This window comes from Streptosporangium vulgare (assembly GCF_042428775.1).
GTDB lineage: Bacteria > Actinomycetota > Actinomycetes > Streptosporangiales > Streptosporangiaceae > Streptosporangium > Streptosporangium vulgare.
On sequence record NZ_JBHMBS010000001.1, the window covers coordinates 214,445 to 229,518 of the forward strand.

Genomic DNA, 15,074 nt, shown 5'->3' on the forward strand with positions numbered 1-15,074 from the left:
GAGGGAGCGGGTCTCTTCGAGTGGGGCGATCTTCATCCGGCATACGTTGTCGCGCCGGGGGTCGGTCAGGATTAGACTTTGCGTAACTGTCCGCGACGGGGCGTGGGCGTGACGATAGGCCGTAAGACGGGATGGTCAAGACGGGGTGGCGATGCCCTGCTCATGGCTTTTCACGGGTGATGGCGGGAAAGAAAGTCAAGCCCTCGGGCCTGGACGGTTCACTTATTCACCCCCGTTTGCGACCCTGGTCCTATCCCCTGTAGGGAGTGGCGATGCGGCGGTTCGGTTCGGCGCTGGCGGTTTTGGGTGGGCTCTCCTTGGCGATCGCCGGGGTGGCGCCCGCCCTGGCTCACGAGCACCCCAGCGGAATCACCGACCTGGTGACCCCCGCGGTGGTCAGGATCGAGGCGACGGCGCGCGTCGACATCACGCTGCTCGACCACATCGGCGAGCTGATGCACGTGGAGCGTTCCTACGAGGTGCCGATCGGCAGCGGCACCGGCACCGTGATCAACCCCGACGGCGGCATGGTCACCCTCACCGGGGTGGTCAAGACCGACCGCGACGTCCGGATCTACGCCGCCAACAAGATCTTCGCCGCGCACCACAAGGTGAAGATCCCCGACGACTTCGAGCGGCACAAGCTCAAGGACGACCAGCTCAACCACCACCTGCAGGAGTGTTACCCGCCCAAGCAGCCCACCGCCACCTGCATCATCGACGTCACCACCGAGATCACGGTCTTCCCCAACATCGCCCCCGCCGACAAGGAGGGGTTCAAGGCCGAGATCGTCCGCACCGGTGACAGGCCCGACAGCCCCGCGGTGCTGAGGCCCGTCGGCCGCGCCGACGGGAGCGCGGGCCTGCCCACCGCCCCGCTCGCCACCACGGTGCCCGCCAAGGAGGGGTCGCCGGTGGCGGTCGCGGGGTTCACCGGGCGGCCCGCCGCGAACCTGCCGGAGACCGTCGACATCGCCCACCTGCGGGCGGGCGGCGCCGGAGAGGGCGGACGGCAGTTCAAGGACCCGGAGAGCAAGGTCGACGAGCCGGAGAAGCTGGGTGCCCTGGTCGACAGGGGCCTGCTCGGCGGCCCGGTGATCGAGGACAAGAAGGGCGAGGTCGTCGGCCTGCTGCTCGGCGGCGGCAAGGACGCCCGGATGCTCGGCATCCGCGAGGTCACCAAGGCCCTCGCCGAGGCGGACGTCGCGCCCGCCAGAGGCCCGATCGACGCCGCCTTCGAGCAGGCGCTGACCCGCTTCCACACCCACTACTACGGCGACGCCGTCCCCGCCTTCCAGCGCGTGCTGGAGCTCTACCCGGGCCACACCGTGGCGGCCGCGCACCTGAAGACGGCGCAGGCCAAGCGCGGCACCGCCGAGGACGAGGCCACCAAGAGGGCGTCCGCCGCCACCGACCTGCCCCAGGGCACGCCCCTGTGGCCGTTCCTCGTCGGCGGCGGCCTGCTGGTGCTGGCCGTGCTGACCACCGCGATCCTGCTCTGGCGCCGCGGGTCGCAGGACCCCGACCCCGACCCCGAGCCCGAGCCGGGTCCGGCCGCGGACACCCGGCCCCCGGTCCCGACCGCGCCGCCGATACCGATACCGAGGCCGACGCAGACACCGCCACGACCGGCCTTCGACGAGCAGGCCGACTCCACGGTCGTGGTCGGACGCTCCTTCCCGGCGCTGCCCAAGATCTCCTCCACGCCCGGCCAGCCGGTGCTGGTGGCACGCGATCCGGGTCACAACACCTCCCCCGGCCACGACACGGCCCCGGGGACGAAACCCGGTGACACGGTCGCGCAGAAATACTGCACGGGCTGCGGGATGCGGCTGGGCCCCGCCCACAGCTTCTGCGGCTACTGCGGCCAGCCGGCCAAGACGTGATGTCCGTGAACGACAGGGCGCTGATCGGCCGGGAGGTGGCCGGCTACCAGATCGAGGACATCATCGGCAAGGGCGGCATGGCCGTCGTCTACCTCGCGATCGACTCCAGGCTCAACCGCCGGGTGGCACTGAAGATCCTCAATCCGCTTCTCGGCGAGGACGACCGGTTCCGCCAGCGCTTCGTGCTGGAGTCGCGCACGGTCGCGAGCATCGACCATCCCAACATCATCCCGATCTACGAGGCCGACAGCGCCGACGACGGCACCCTCTACATCGCGATGCGTTACGTCGACGGACCCGACCTGCGCAAGCTCTTCTACGACCGGGGCCCGATGCCGGTCAGCCAGGTCAGCCGGATCTTCGCCCAGGTGGCCGCCGCGCTCGACACCGCGCACGCCCACGACCTGGTCCACCGTGACGTCAAGCCCGCCAACATCCTGATCGCCGCCCACACCGAGGGCGACCACGCCTACCTCACCGACTTCGGCATCACCAAGCACCGCACCTCGATCTCCGGGCTGACCCAGACCAACCAGTTCATCGGCACCCCCCGATACATGTCGCCCGAGCAGATCAACAAGGAGCACATCGACGGCCGCTGCGACCAGTACGGCCTGGCCTGCGTGGTCTACGAGGCGCTGTCCGGGCGGCTGCCCTTCCAGCGTGACAACGAGATCGCCCTGCTCTGGGCGCATCTCGCCGAGACCCCCACGCCGCTCACCACGCTCCGTCCCGAGCTGCCGCTCGAGGTCGACGGCGTGATGATGCGGGCCCTGGCCAAGTCGCCCGAGCAGCGCTACGACACCTGCGGCCAGTTCATCGCCGACCTGCGCGACGCGATCAGCGGCGCCGGACAGCCGTACCAGCTCGTGCAGGCCCACCCGTCACCGACGGTGCCGAGGACGCCGGTGCCGTCCGAGACGACCGAGGCGTCCGGCAAGCGGAAGGCGCCGAAGAGGAAGCCCGCGTCCGGGAAGGGCATCCTCATCGGCGCGGCCGTGGCGATCACGGCGATCGTCGCGCTGGTGGCGGTGCTCGCGACGTTCCTGCGCGGCGACGACAGCTGGGTGGCGTACGAGGGCTCGTCCGCGGTGCCGGTCGCCTTCCAGTACCCCGGGGCCTGGACCCTTGAGCCGCACGCCGACGTGTTCGTGGCGGCATCTCCGAAGGTGGAGCAGTTCCGCGCGCTGTTCGCCACGCCCGTCACCGCCGACTGGGCCACGGCGAACGAGATCATCAAGGACGCCCCGCAGGACGCCACCGGCTTCTACGCGCAGACGCTCGACACCCTCGACCCGTTCGGCGGCGCCAAGCAGCTGCAGGAGACCCTGCAGTCCTCGCTTCCCGGGACGGTGAGCGTCTTCTCCCAGGTCGTCCAGGTGAGTGTGGGCGGGCGAAACGCCTCGCGCCTGCAGGGGACGATCGCCGACCCGCAGCGCGGCGGCCAGCTGGAGTTCACCGGCTGGGCCGTCGAGCGGCAGGACGAGGCCGCCCTCCTGATCTACTTCTGCGCCTCCGGCAGGTGTGACGACACGGTCGCCAACCGGTTCGTGCGGAGTGTCTCGTTCCCGGCGTCCTGACCCGTTGACTTGTGTCCCACTTGTGAGCGGCTTGTCCGGGCGTTTTGTCCTATGGGCAAGACGGGCACCAGGCTTTAGTCTCCCCGAATGGCGGTTCTCCTTCCCCTTCTTCGGTCCTCGCGTGCGGGCCGTTGATCGCCCGACCCCGGAACGAGGTGTCCAGCCGCCCGAAAAGGAGGAGAAGTGAACATCCGTATCGTGATCGCCGACGACCAGGCGATGGTCCGTGCCGGGCTGAAGCTCGTGGTGGAGAGCGAGGCCGGGCTGGAGGTGGTCGGCGAGGCCCCCGACGGGGTCGAGGCCCTCGCCGTGGCCCGCCGCACCAAGCCCGACATCGTGCTGATGGACATCTCGATGCCGCGCATGGACGGCCTCACCGCCGCCAGGCAGTTGCTGGGCCAGCCGGACCCGCCGAAGGTCGTGATGCTGACGACCTTCGACACCGACGAGAACCTCTACGCCGCGCTCCGCGCCGGGACGAGCGGGTTCCTGCTCAAGGTCTCGCCGCCCGAGCAACTCGTGGACGCCATCCGGGTCGTCGTCGCCGGGGACGCCCTGCTCGACCCGGCCGTCACCACCCGCGTCATCGCCTCCTTCGCCGGGCGCCACGACCCCGCGCCCCCGCCGCAGCTGGCCGAGCTCACCCCGCGCGAGCTGGAGGTGCTGCGCTCCCTGGCGCGCGGCCTGACCAACGCCGAGATCGCGGGCGAGCTCTTCGTCGGTGAGGCCACGGTCAAGACCCACGTGGCGCGGGTGCTGATGAAGCTCCACCTGCGCGACCGGGCTCAGGCGGTGGTGTTCGCGTACGAGTCGGGTGTGGTCCGGCCGGGGGCGGCGGTCGGATAGTAGGAGATCCATTCCTCGCGGCTCATCCGGAGCATCTTGACGCCGAGCCATCCCAGCGCGACCGCGGGGGCGATCCACATCGGGATGGTCACCGGGCCGTACGGGACCACCAGGGAGGCGCCGTAGCCGACGAGGACGACGAGCGGCACCCACCAGTGCCCGAATCCCGCCCGCCAGACGCCGACCAGCAGGACGGGCATGCCGAGGATGGCGAAGAACAGCCAGGGCATCTGGAACCCGAAGACGACGCCGGGCAGGTTCAGCATCTCGTCGAGGATCCGCTGCGTCTGCTCAGGGGTGTTGCGCTGCCCGAGCCACCACTCCACCGGGTCGGCGATGAGCAGGCCCGACAGGTTGATGTAGCCGAGGACGGTGAGTGAGCCGACGATGTGGCCGAAGACCACCGCGCGGCGGCGCATCACGTGCAGCAGGCTGAGGGCCACCAGGGCCATCAGCAGGTAGGCCCAGTGGTACATCACCGACTGGACCTGGGCGAGGGCGGGGTTGTCCCCGAAACTGACCGCCTCACGATCGTCCCCCCAGGTGCCGGGGTCGAGGATGACGGCGACGGCCTGGAGCGCTGGGGCGACGATCAGCAGCAGACCTGCTGCGACGCGCCGGAAATCGGCTGAATCCTTGAACATGTTCTGTCTTCCTGTGCGGGGCGGTTTCGGCCTGTCAACCAGGAAGGTAGGCGGCGAGTCCCGCCGGGTCGTCCGCCGCCGGGCTGACCCGGGATCCCTCTCGCGGGGTAAGGAGTCCTCACCTGGGGCCGGTCGAAGGCACGGGACGCGCGCCTCGTAGGACCTGGAACACGGCGTGCGAACCGGTGAGCGGAGGCAGGGCGTGGATCACGCGGGGAAGAGCCACTCCATCGCGGCGAGGCTTTTGCGGACGTACGCGTCCAGGCCGGTTTCGAGGCCGTACGCCAGGTCCTCGAAGAGGCGGCACCTGCCGTAGAAGACGGCGCGCTCGCGCAGGGCGGTGAGGTCGCCGGGCCGGTAGGCGCCGAGGGCGGCGTCCAGGGCGACGGGGCCGAGGTCGCGGTACAGCAGGCCGAAGTCGTAGGCCGGGTCGACGATCGCGGCGTCGCTCCAGTCGATGACGCCGGTCACCGCACCCGTGGCGGGGGCGACGAGAACATGCTCGATCCCCAGGTCGTTGTGGGAGAAGACCGGGTCATGGCCGTCGTCGGGGGGAGGGGCGTCCAGGAACGCCCCCACCGCCCGCCGGTGGGCCCCGGGGATCTCCTCGGCGATCGCCGGGTGGATCTCCGCCGCCTCGTCCAGCCATTCGGCCGGTGGGGGGTTGTCCACTTCCACCAGGCCGGCCAGCCGATCGACCGGAACCGCGTGCACCGCGGAGAGCAGGCCGCCGAGCGTGACGGCGACCGACGGGCCGTGGGCCGACCGCTCCGCCGGAGGCAGGTCGAGCAACGGCCGGCCCGGAAGCTTGAGGTAGGCCAGGCAGCCCCGCTCCGCGACCGTGAACCTCGGCTCGGGGACGGGAACCGGCGAGAGGCGCGCGACGGTGCTCAGGAGGCGCGCCTCGCGCTCCACGAGCGCGGCCCGCCGCGCGGGATCGGGCTCCTTGCCGAAACGTACGATCAGCTCGCCGTTGACCTCGTACGCGATGTTGTCCTGGCCCGCACCCAGCGGTGCGACGGTTTCGACACGGTAGCCGGGCAGGTGCCCGGCCACCGCGGCCCGGACGTCCTCGGCGTGATCGCGGCTCTGGCTCCCCACATCGAGACCCTACCGATCACGCCGCCGGGCCGCGCACCGGACCGCGCACCGACGCCGGAGTCCTCGTCAGGGGGTGGGCAGGCCGCTGTCCAAGCGGCATCCGTCGGTGGTGCGCGTGTTGTCGCAATGGTTGAGCTGGAGGCCGTCCACCACGTAGGCGAAGGACTGGCCGCTCGGGCTCACCACCGAGAGTTGCACGGTGGCCGCGCCGGCCGGTGCGACCGCCGAGACGTTGTACTCCGCCCAGTCGGATGTCAGGGCGTGGAGCGAGCCGTCGCTGTTCGAGATCAGCGCGTTCGACGCGTTGTACCAGGAGAGCCGCAGCTTGACGCCGCCGGAGGTGGCGGTCGTCAGCCGGACGAAGAACTTGTAGCGTTGCCCCGGCGTCACCTGGGGCCTGCGAGTGACCGACACGATCCCCTCGGCCCACGCCTGGACGTTCGCGGTCAGGGACCGCCGGCCGTCGTAGTAGCGGGCCGACACCTGGTTGTCCGTCCCAGGTGGGGTGACCTGCAGCCATCCGCCGCCGGAGACGGTGAAGCCCGTGGGGTACCCATGGGGCGCGTCCGCCTCGATCGTGCGTTCCTGCGCGGTCAGCAGGTCGTTGCTGTACCCCACGTCGCAGCAGACCGGCGGGGTGAGCATCGACCAGGTGGCGAGGTTGGCCTTGCGGGGATGCGGATAGGCGCTCGTGTAGAACGTGGCCGTGGTCTCGCTCGGGTCGTAGTAGTTGTTGAACTCCTGGTCCACCTGCCAGGTGTGCCACTGGGTGGACATGACGTCGGTGTCCTCGTGGAGGACCGTCTCGGTGACCTTGGCATGGTCGACGTCGAACAGGTGGATGAACTCGTGCAGCATGGTCCCGCTGTCCCAGTCGTCGGTCGCCGCGACGCAGAGGACCTCGCAGAAGGCCTCCGCCGTCCCGTCGAAGTCCTCGAACACCATGTAGGTACGGTTGGTGTGGTCGTAACCCGCCGCCTCCAGGTCGTCCTCGACGACGTCCGCGGCGGTCTCGCCGCCGATCACCCCGTTCTCGATCTTCTCCGGCACCACGAGGGCGCGGGCGTAGTCCGCGTACCCGCTGGTGCCGTAGCCGGTCCGGCAGCTCAGGTTGACATGCTGGTCGTAGTTCGTGGACTCGTCCAGCGACCAGTCCACCCGGTCGACGATCTTGGCGATCCTCTCGACGAAGTCGTCGTAGCGGTTCCCGGACTCCTCGTGCCAGGCGTAGATCACCTGGACCGCCGGGACACTCCCCTCGGCGTTCTTGGGGTCGGACAGCGTGGTGGCGCAGCCTCGCCTGGGAACGTTCGCGTCCGCCGGTTGGACGTAGGGGACATCGGGTTCGGAGCCGATGGGATTGAAATCGGCGTGTGCCGTATCCGCCATCAGGACGACAAGTGCCACCGCCACCAGTGCGGACATGAATCGCTTGAACCGTACTAACAAGGGATTTTCCTCCAGTAGTTCACCGTGCCGTGAACCCGTGAATGCCCATGGCGGGTCCCCGCGGGTTTCGGGCGCCACTTCGGGGGCGTTCTTCGGCGGTATACCGGTAAGCGTGATTCGACTGGCGGGACCGGCTGCGAACGTGACCCTTCTGGCCGGGTCGTGAAACTCTGCCAGGAACGGATTTCACGCGAGTTCGGGTTCCAGTCGGTGCTCGGCCAGTTCTGCGAGCAGCGGTGACGATCGGGTGGGGAGACTGGAAACCGCTGGTCAAACCGCCGAAGACCTGGCCTGGGCCAACAGGGTTCGGACGGGTCGGGTCAGAAGCCGCTCGTGCGGCCGGTAGCCGGGCGCCGCCGGCTTTCGCGGGCCTCGAATTCCGGCCCGGAGAAATGTTTTCCTGAATGTGTGCGGGCGATGACCGCCTAACGTCTTTGCCGGGAATCATCGGTCCAGGCAAAGCTAAACAGCATCTGTTTCGGTCCGATTTCGCAACGACTCCCCGTTCTGTTACCACCGAGCGGCAAGGCGTGGGCATCCGAGGTTAAAGGACGGAAATCGCGACGGGGTGCGGCTGCCGGCGGTTGACGGCTGACGGCGCGTTTGTCGGGCCGGAGTCATGAGGTGGCCGGAAGACGCCGATCTGGTAAGGCGGCCGCGGACCGGGATCTTCGGGGGCCGTGATCCGTGGGGCGCCCGTGGGCAGGGGACCCGTGGGAGGGAGAGCGGCCGCCGGCGTCGTGATCGCCACCGGCCGGACCGCCGCCCCGGCCCGAACGGCGCCGGCTCGGGGTGGCCGGGCGGGCACGCACGCCACGGCGGCAGACCCCGTCTTCCGGGGTCTGCCGCCGTGGCGTGCGCTCAGCCCATGCCGGGGACGACCGCGGTCTTCTCCTTGAAGTCGTAGCCGTTTCTCACGGCGTTCTGCCGCAGGGTGTCGAAGGAGTTCTTGCTGGCCTCGAGGTCGGCCGGGGTGGCGGTGCCGTTCTTCAGCTTGCTGGTCAGGTTGTCGAAGCTGTCGGCGACCGCCTTGACGCCCCTGCACATCGTCGGGTTGGCCAGGGCGAAGCGCCTGGCGACCTTCAGCTCGTGAAGGGTGAAGAGCCCGGCCGCGGCGGCCTTCGCGAAGGTCCGCTTCCGCTTCTCCGCTCCGGCCTTGAACCCACCGCTCTGCAGCGGTTTGTAGATGTAGCGGTAGAAGGCTCCCAGTGCGAGACCCGCGTGCAGCGCGAAGCGGGTCTTGGCGAACCTCTTGGTGTTGGCGCCGACCGGACAGTCATCCGCGGTGTACTCCTGGGCGGTGTCCGCCTCCGGGAGGTTCGCCGCGGGCGGAGCGCCCGCGGCGGGCGGGGCGATCGCGGGCGGCGATGTGGCCACGACGGCCTCGGGTCTCATCGCGGTCGGCCTGTCGCCGCCGCAGCCGCCGATCAGTGTCACGGCCAGCAGTGCCGCTGCCGGAACGGCAACGGATCGGGCACTCCGTACAGGCATCTTCCCCCCTGGATGACGGTTACGGCGTCGCCTTTCGACCTCTTTGTACCCTTTGTGGCTACTTCGACACGTTCTGTGAGGTCGGGTGGCCTCCGGGGCGGGTCCGTGGGTCGTCTTCGCGGGGGCGGGGTGCCGAGGGGCGCCCGTGGGTCCCGTGGGTGTGGTCGCCGGGGTGACCGTGGGCGGGGTGCCGGGCCGGTCGCGGGGGTGGTCGCCGGGCCGATCCGTCCGGCGCGTCACGTCCTCGCGGTGCGGTGTCTCGATGTCAAGTAATCGCCTGTTTACTTATGGTCGTTTTGGCCACACAAAAACAGGGTGCAGGTTCACTTTCTTCGACTATTCTCGCCAATGCTCTTATGTCGCCCTTAATGCGGACATCGCCCCCTTTGGTCCTCCGTAGGCGGCGTATTTGGCATCCCCTCGTACGAAAGGCGCCTGGTGCGGTACCGTCTTGCCCCCATTGCGGTGGCTGCTGTGTTCTCCCTTCCGTTCATTTCCCTTTCCACTCCCGTTCAGGCTCAGGTCAAGCCGTGCCACGGCACCGGCACGGACGGCGCGGTCCAGACTCCTGTCGTGATCGACCGTTCGGCGGCGTGCCCGGGCACCGGGCCCACGCTCGCCGTCCACTACCCGCACAGCGTCGACGGGACGCTCCTGTTCCAGGACAAGCCCCCGCTGGGCGAGGCGAGCGAGCACGACGACGTCAGGTTCGTCATCGGCACCGGGGGTTCCCAGCCGTACGTCACCTACGGCGGCCAGCGCTACAACCTGAACAACGTGCACTTCCACGGCCACGCCGAGCACAGGTTCGCCGGCCAGCCCTTCGCTCCCCTCGAAGCCCATTTCGTCCACGAGCGGGCGACCGGGCCGAAGGGCTACGTGGTCTTCTCGGTCCTCGTCGACGCCAGGACCTTCCACGGCCAGTCGCAGCACGACCGCCTGATCGCGTCGCCCCCCGCCCTCGGCGAGTCCAGGGGCGTCCACGGCGTCGACCTCACGGCGATGCTGCCCGAGAGCCACGCCACCTACCGCTACACCGGCTCCCTCACGACGCCGGACGAGACCGGCTCCTACTTCCAGCCGGTCAACTGGGTCGTCTTCAACCAGCACGCGAAGGCGCACCAGGACAACATCCAGTCCTACAGGTCACTGTGGGGCCCGGAGGGCAACCACCGGGAACTCCAGGAGAACGACCCGGAGCCCAACTTCTACTCGTACCACTGACGCCGCGCGGTTCCGGGCTCGTCCCGCTTCGTGACCCATGCCGGTCGAGGCCCGCCCTCGGCCGGCATGGTCGTCTCACACGCTCGACGGCGGCTCCGGTGCGCGGCGCTCACGACGCCCTCCGGATGGCCTCCGCGATCTCGTCCACCCGCCGGTCGAAGACCGCGTCGGAGACGCCGCGCAGGTCGCTGTAGAAGCGGATCTTCACGAACTCCGGCAGGTCCTGGGTCTTCACGTCCTCAACGAGGACCGGGATGGGCAACCGCCCGTCGTACATGGACCGCTGGAGAAGCGTGTGGTACTCGTTCGTCACCGGGCCGCTCGCCATCGACGCGGGACCGAAGACGAGCGGCCCGTGCGCCGAGTTCCTGATCGCCTCCTGCACCTCGTGGAAGATGATCGAACCGGGCCGGACGAGAACCTTGTCGTAGGCCACCCGGATCCCGCGCCGCTCCAGCCGCCCGGCCAGGTCGGCGACGATGTCGGCGTCGTCGTGCGAATAAGAGACGAAAACATGGTAAGTCGTCACTGCGCCACCGATTCCGGGGGAGGGCGCCGGGGAATCCGGGGTGCGGGAGGCGGGCTTTCCGAGGGATTTCCTTCGTACGGAAACCCAGGCGAACTAGGCGCCCACGATGCCCGCCACGGCACCGATCGCGGCGACCGCCAGATCCGCGATAGCCATGCGATCAGGCTATGGCGCGAAACGTTTCCATGGCCGGGAGTACCGGTAAACGGTCAACTATCCGTAAACGGAGGAACACGCCGGAGTCCGTGGGGCACGTGAGCGAACCGGCGTCTCCTCGCCGAGCACCTGACCGCCGAGGGCGTCGGCACCGTCGTCGCCGCGCTCGACCGGCTTGACCGGCCCGGCGCCTCACCGCCTCCCCGCGACCCGCCCCCCACCCGCGTGGCCTTCATCTTTTACCCTCCTCGCCCCGTAAGGGATGCGTCAAAACGGGCATAAGTTGTGTATATTTTCCGTTAACCACTCTCATCTGAAGGAGGATTTATCGTGACGGCGTTCCCGCGCGTACTGTTCGACGAGGCACACAGCGAGTCGTGGACCATCCGGCGGGATGTCGCCGAGACGATGAATCCCGGCCATCCCGACGACAGCAGCTACGCCCGCGCGGCCGGGCTGCTGCGCGGGCTGGGGCACTCCGTGGACGCGCACGTCGAGGGCCCGCTCACCCCGGCCCTGCTGAGCGCGCGGGACGTGCTGGTGATCGCGCACCCCTCCGCCGACCGGTGGGAGCACACCACCGGGCTGGGCAGCCCGGTCCTGCCCGTCGAGGAGCTCGACGCGATCGAGGAGTACGTCCGCGACGGCGGCGGGCTGGTCGTGCTGGCCGAGTACGAGCAGGACAAGTACGGCAGCAACCTCACCGAGCTGCTCGCGCGCTTCGGCGTGGGCGTCGAGCACACCCTCGTCCGGGACCCCGGGAGCGCCCACAACGGCGTGGCCTCCTGGGTCCTGGGCACCCCCCGGAACGCTCCCCACAACGGGCAGGACCTGCTCGCCGGGGCCCGGCGGGCCTGCTTCTACCGGTCCGGCGTGCTCACCGCCCCCGATCACGCGGCCGTCCTGTTCACCACCTCGCCCACCGCGACCCCCGCGAACCGCCCGCTGGCTGTGGCCGTAGGGCACGGCGAGGGCCGCGTCGTGGTGGTCGCCGACTCCGACCTGTTCGGCGACGACTCGATCGGCGACTACGACCACGCCGTGCTCTGGGGCAACCTCGTCACCTGGGCCGCCCGCGTCCCCGCCGCGAAGAGCCCGGCGGCTGCCAAGGGCTCGGTGACCGGGGACTCCGAGGCCCGCGCCGAGTTCCAGAAGCTCAAGGACGCCGTCGAGGCGCTCAAACCGCTGCAGGCCAAGGACGGCTCGGTCCCCGAGGAGGGCGACAGGCCGCGGGCCGCCGAGCTGGTCTCCGCGATCGCCGGGCACGTCGAGCGGCTCGCGCCGCGCTTCCCGCACGACGCCGCCTACCTGGCCGCCGTCGTCGCCGACCTCCGCAAGTGGGCCGGCCAGGGGCTGGGCGTCCCCGACTTCCTCGACGCCCTCGACGCCTTCCACCCCGACACCCAGCGGGTGGACGGGCTGGAGCACCTGGTCGTCTTCCCGATGTACACCCAGAACGGCACCACCTTCCGCCACATCGAGGCCGTGTGGATCCGGACGATCTGGCCCGGCTGGCTGGCCGAGCTGGAGCGGAACGGCTACGACAACCCGATGTTCGTGCCGATCGCCTTCGAGGACTTCACCTCCGGCTACGACACCAACTCCGCGGTGCTCTTCCCCGAGACCGTCGCGGTCCGCGAGACCCCGGCCCGCTTCACCTGGGGCGGGATCTTCGCCGACCGGGAGGCCGCGAGGTTCCGCGCGGTGAGCGGGGCCGCCGCGGCCACGCTGAAGCTCGCGCTGCCGCCGGACGCGGCCCGGCTGATCGCGTCGCAGGAGCTCGCCCAGGACACCTTCGTGCTCTGGGACCTGATCCACGACCGCACCCACAGCCACGGCGACCTGCCGTTCGACCCGTTCATGATCAAGCAGCGCATGCCGTACTGGCTCTACTCCCTGGAGGAGCTGCGCTGCGACCTGACCGCGTTCGGGGAGGCCGTGAAGCTGGAGAAGGAGGGCGTGCCGCACGCCCGCTACGTCCAGCTGGCGATCCTGTTCGACCGGTTGTTCCGCTTCCCGATCACCGGTGACCGGGTCCGCAACTACGACGGCCTGGGCGGGCAGCTGCTCTTCTCCTACCTGCACCGCAACGACGTCGTCCGGTGGACCGACAACCGGCTGAGCGTCGACTGGGACCGGCTCGCCGGGGGCGTCGCGGACCTGCGGGGCGAGGTCGAGAAGCTCTACCGCGACGGCATCGACCGCTCCAAGCTCGCCCACTGGCTCGCCGCCCACCAGCTGGTCGCCGCCTACGTCGAGCCGAACCCCGCCTCGGTCTGGGCCGGAGGGGTCGGCGCCCTGCCCGTCGAGGGATTCCCCAAGGCCGTGGTGGACGCGGTGCTGCCCGACGAGTTCCCCCTGAGCATGTTCTACGAGGCCCTGCGCCGTAAGCTCGGCGACGTCGTCGACTCCACGAAGGGCATCCGAGCATGATCATCCTTGTCACCGGTGCGGGCGGCCCCGCGGGCCGGGCCGTCGTCCGCAGGTTCACCGGCGAGGGTCACACGGTGATCGGCGTCGACAGGAGCGGTGCCGAGGGGTGCCTGCCGGTCGACCTGCTCGACGCCGACGCCGTCGCGAGGCTCGCGGCGGACGTGCGGGCCGAGTACGGCAGGGTGGACGGGATCGTGCACCTGGTCGGCGGCTGGCGCGGGTCCAAGACCTTCGCCGAGACGTCGCTGGACGACTGGGCCCTCCTGCACGACCTGCTGATCCGTACCCTCCAGCACGTCACCCTCGCCTTCGAGCCGCTGCTCAAGGCCAGCGAGCGCGGCCGGTTCGCCATCGTCTCCGCGAAGGCGGCCGAGCGCCCCACCCAGGGCAACGCGGCGTACGGCACGGCCAAGGCCGCCTCGGAGGCGTGGACCCTGGCCTTCGCCGACGCCCTGGTGGGCACCGCCTCCACCGCGAACATCCTGGTCGTGAAGGCGCTCGTGCACGAGGACATGCGCGCGGCGAGCCCCGGGCGGACGTTCCCCGGCTTCACCGACGTCGACGACCTCGCCGAGGCGATCGACGGCCTGTGGAGGACCGAGGCCAACGGCACCCGGATCGACCTCACCGCCGACGCGCCCGGTACGAAGGCGGAGGGGAAGACCGCGTGACGGACGCCATCCGCAGGCACGACCCGCTGGTGAAGGGCTTCGCCAGCGACAACTACGCCGGGGTCCACCCGGAGATCCTCCAGGCGATCGCGCTCGCCAACGGGGGCCACCAGACCGCGTACGGCGACGACGTCTACACCGCCGCGCTCCAGGAGGTCTTCAGGAGGCACTTCGGCCCCGCCGCGCAGGCGTGGCCGATGTTCAACGGCACCGGCGCCAACGTGGTCGCGCTCCGCTCGATGACCGCCCACTGGGAGGCGGTCGTCTGCGCGGAGTCGGCGCACATCCACACCGACGAGGGCGGCGCCCCCGAGCGGTCGGCCGGGCTCAAGCTGCTGCCGGTCGCCACCCCGGACGGCAAGCTCACGCCCGAGCTGATCGACAGGCAGGCGTGGGGATTCGGCGACGAGCACCGGGCACAGCCCAAGGTGGTGTCGATCACCCAGACCACCGAGCTGGGCACGCTCTACACGCCGGAGGAGATCGGGGCGATCTGCGACCACGCCCACGAGCTCGGCATGGTCGTCCACCTCGACGGCGCCCGCGCGACCAACGCCGCCGCCGCGCTGGACGTGCCGCTGCGCGCGTTCACCACCGACGTGGGCGTGGACGTGCTGTCCTTCGGCGGTACCAAGGCCGGCCTGATGTTCGGCGAGGCCGTCGTGGTGCTCGACCCCGGTGCCGTGCGCGGCCTGCGCTACCTGCGCAAGAGCGCCATGCAGCTCGCCTCCAAGATGCGGTTCGTCTCGGTGCAGTTCGAGGCGCTGCTCGCGGGCGACCTGTGGCTGCGCAACGCCCGCCACGCCAACGCGATGGCCCTGCGGCTCGCCGACGCCGTGCGGGACGTGCCCGGGGTGGAGATCCCGCGTCCGGTGCAGGCCAACGCGGTCTTCGCGATCCTGCCCAGGGACGTGACCGAGCGCCTGCAGAAGCGCTTCCGGTTCTACACCTGGAACGAGGCCACCGGCGAGGTCCGCTGGATGACCGCGTTCGACACCACCGAGGCCGACGTGGACGCCTTCGCCGCCGCGGTGGCGCAGGAGATGCACTCACCGGCCTGAGCA

Annotated in this window: 12 protein-coding genes; 7 read left to right on the forward strand and 5 right to left on the reverse strand. The window is 70.0% G+C overall.

Annotation, left to right across the window (positions count from 1 at the left end):
• Positions 1–272: 272 nt before the first annotated feature.
• The 3 genes from ACFFRH_RS00940 (at position 273) to ACFFRH_RS00950 (ending at position 4,312) form a co-directional block, all read left to right on the forward strand.
• Positions 273–1,886 (forward strand): tetratricopeptide repeat protein, encoded by a 1,614-nt coding sequence (locus ACFFRH_RS00940; protein ID WP_386153267.1) that lies wholly within the window; start codon positions 273–275, stop codon positions 1,884–1,886.
• Positions 1,886–3,466, forward strand: a complete 1,581-nt coding sequence (locus ACFFRH_RS00945; RefSeq protein WP_344749136.1) for a serine/threonine protein kinase — start codon at positions 1,886–1,888, stop codon at positions 3,464–3,466. The genes ACFFRH_RS00940 and ACFFRH_RS00945 overlap by 1 nt, the downstream gene beginning before the upstream one ends.
• A gap of 183 nt (positions 3,467–3,649) precedes the next feature.
• Entirely contained in the window at positions 3,650–4,312 is a 663-nt protein-coding gene (locus ACFFRH_RS00950; protein ID WP_344749135.1) for a response regulator, read from the forward strand.
• Here ACFFRH_RS00950 and ACFFRH_RS00955 read toward each other — a convergent pair.
• From ACFFRH_RS00955 to ACFFRH_RS00970, 4 genes are all read right to left on the reverse strand, one after another.
• Positions 4,252–4,956 carry a hypothetical protein gene (locus ACFFRH_RS00955; protein WP_344749133.1) on the reverse strand — a complete coding sequence of 235 codons (705 nt, stop codon included), beginning with the start codon at positions 4,954–4,956 and terminating at the stop codon, positions 4,252–4,254. The genes ACFFRH_RS00950 and ACFFRH_RS00955 overlap by 61 nt on opposite strands.
• Positions 4,957–5,163: 207 nt before the next feature.
• Positions 5,164–6,057 carry a phosphotransferase family protein gene (locus tag ACFFRH_RS00960; RefSeq protein WP_344749132.1) on the reverse strand — a complete coding sequence of 298 codons (894 nt, stop codon included), beginning with the start codon at positions 6,055–6,057 and terminating at the stop codon, positions 5,164–5,166.
• A 66-nt stretch (positions 6,058–6,123) separates the two neighbouring features.
• Positions 6,124–7,506: a hypothetical protein gene (locus ACFFRH_RS00965; protein ID WP_386153272.1), complete on the reverse strand. Its 1,383-nt coding sequence runs from the start codon at positions 7,504–7,506 to the stop codon at positions 6,124–6,126.
• Between the two features lie 861 nt (positions 7,507–8,367).
• The gene (locus ACFFRH_RS00970; protein ID WP_386153275.1) at positions 8,368–8,943 is read right to left on the reverse strand and encodes a hypothetical protein; all 576 of its coding nucleotides are present in this window, start codon (positions 8,941–8,943) and stop codon (positions 8,368–8,370) included.
• A gap of 627 nt (positions 8,944–9,570) precedes the next feature.
• On the opposite strand from ACFFRH_RS00970, the gene ACFFRH_RS00975 reads away from it, so the two are divergent.
• Positions 9,571–10,221 (forward strand): carbonic anhydrase family protein, encoded by a 651-nt coding sequence (locus tag ACFFRH_RS00975; protein ID WP_386153278.1) that lies wholly within the window; start codon positions 9,571–9,573, stop codon positions 10,219–10,221.
• A gap of 109 nt (positions 10,222–10,330) precedes the next feature.
• On the opposite strand, the gene ACFFRH_RS00980 is transcribed toward ACFFRH_RS00975, so the two are convergent.
• Positions 10,331–10,750 carry a toll/interleukin-1 receptor domain-containing protein gene (locus tag ACFFRH_RS00980; RefSeq protein ID WP_386153281.1) on the reverse strand — a complete coding sequence of 140 codons (420 nt, stop codon included), beginning with the start codon at positions 10,748–10,750 and terminating at the stop codon, positions 10,331–10,333.
• 486 nt (positions 10,751–11,236) lie between these two features.
• On the opposite strand from ACFFRH_RS00980, the gene ACFFRH_RS00985 reads away from it, so the two are divergent.
• The 3 genes from ACFFRH_RS00985 to ACFFRH_RS00995 are packed head-to-tail and all read left to right on the forward strand — an operon-like array spanning position 11,237 to position 15,071.
• The gene (locus ACFFRH_RS00985) at positions 11,237–13,339 is read left to right on the forward strand and encodes a DUF6421 family protein (RefSeq protein ID WP_386153283.1); all 2,103 of its coding nucleotides are present in this window, start codon (positions 11,237–11,239) and stop codon (positions 13,337–13,339) included.
• On the forward strand, positions 13,336–14,010 hold the full coding sequence (locus ACFFRH_RS00990; RefSeq protein ID WP_386153286.1) for an SDR family NAD(P)-dependent oxidoreductase: 675 nt from the start codon (positions 13,336–13,338) through the stop codon (positions 14,008–14,010). Before ACFFRH_RS00985 ends, ACFFRH_RS00990 begins: the two co-directional genes overlap by 4 nt.
• A complete protein-coding gene (locus tag ACFFRH_RS00995) occupies positions 14,007–15,071 on the forward strand; it encodes a threonine aldolase family protein (RefSeq protein ID WP_386153289.1) in 1,065 nt (354 codons plus the stop codon). Before ACFFRH_RS00990 ends, ACFFRH_RS00995 begins: the two co-directional genes overlap by 4 nt.
• Positions 15,072–15,074: the final 3 nt, after the last annotated feature.